Here is a 990-nt window from a genome sequence, read left to right as displayed (position 1 = left end):
CGGCCGCGAGTACTGGGAGGTCGCTTACCTGCCGATCGACCCGGCGGACATCGGCCGCAGCTACCAGGAGGTCATCCGCATCAACAGCCAGTCCGGCAAGGGCGGTATCGCCTACGTGCTGGAGCGCGACTACGGCATCTCGCTGCCGCGCTGGCTGCAGATCGATTTCAGCCCGGTGGTGCAGGCCTACGCCGAGCAGCAGGAAACCGAGGTGGGCTCACAGGCCATCTACGAGCTGTTCTGCAAGACCTACCTGAACGGCGAAGGACGCTGGGCGCTGGGCAACTACCAGGTCAACCGCGAGGACAACGCCGACCGCCTGCAGGCGGAACTGGTGCGCGGCAGCGCCCGGGAAAAGATCGCCGGCAGCGGCAGCGGCGTGGTGGCGTCCTTCGTCGACGCCATGGAGCGTTTCACCGGCAAGCAGATCGTGCTGGTGGAGTACAGCGAGCACGCAATGAGCCAGAGCGCGGACGCCGAGGCCATGTGCTACATCCAGCTGAACATCGCCGGCGAGCGCTACTGCGGCTGCGGGCGCAGCGAGGATATCGTGCAGGCTTCGCTGGACGGTATCCTCCGCGCCATCAACGCCGCGGTGATCAAGCACACCCAGGCCGCCTGAGGCCGCCTGGCCCCCGCGTTCCGGCGGGGGCCTTCTACTCATTGCGAGCACTCCCGCCTCGAAGCCTCAATACCACGGGGCCTCTCAACAAGCGCTCCCGTGCGCGCGAAATTACGGCTCCCGGCCTGGCACGAGCGTCTTCGACCCGATTGAGCCATCGGCTACTTTGCTCACCCCCAGGCCAGCTCCTTGCTCAGGAGACCCCCACCGTGAAACCTGTCCGCCTCGCCCTGGTGCTCGCCTGCACCGCCGTGCTCGCCGCCTGCTCTGATGACGACGACGATACGACTTACCAGTACGCCGCCGACATCGTCTGGACCGAGTACGGTATCCCGCATGTCCTGGCGCGCGACTGGGCCGGTCTCGGC

General features: G+C 66.9%; 1 protein-coding gene. It reads left to right on the top strand.

The annotated features are described in order from the left end of the window. On the top strand, positions 1-622 hold a 622-nt coding region (locus E4634_RS21260), incomplete at its 5' end, for an alpha-isopropylmalate synthase regulatory domain-containing protein (protein ID WP_276606641.1). Positions 623-990: the final 368 nt, after the last annotated feature.

It is taken from the genome of Mangrovimicrobium sediminis (assembly GCF_004745945.1).
In the GTDB taxonomy this organism is placed as follows: Bacteria; Pseudomonadota; Gammaproteobacteria; order Pseudomonadales; family Halieaceae; genus Mangrovimicrobium; species Mangrovimicrobium sediminis.
Note: the sequence above shows the minus strand (reverse complement) of the source record. Positions and strands in the feature narration are given on the sequence as shown.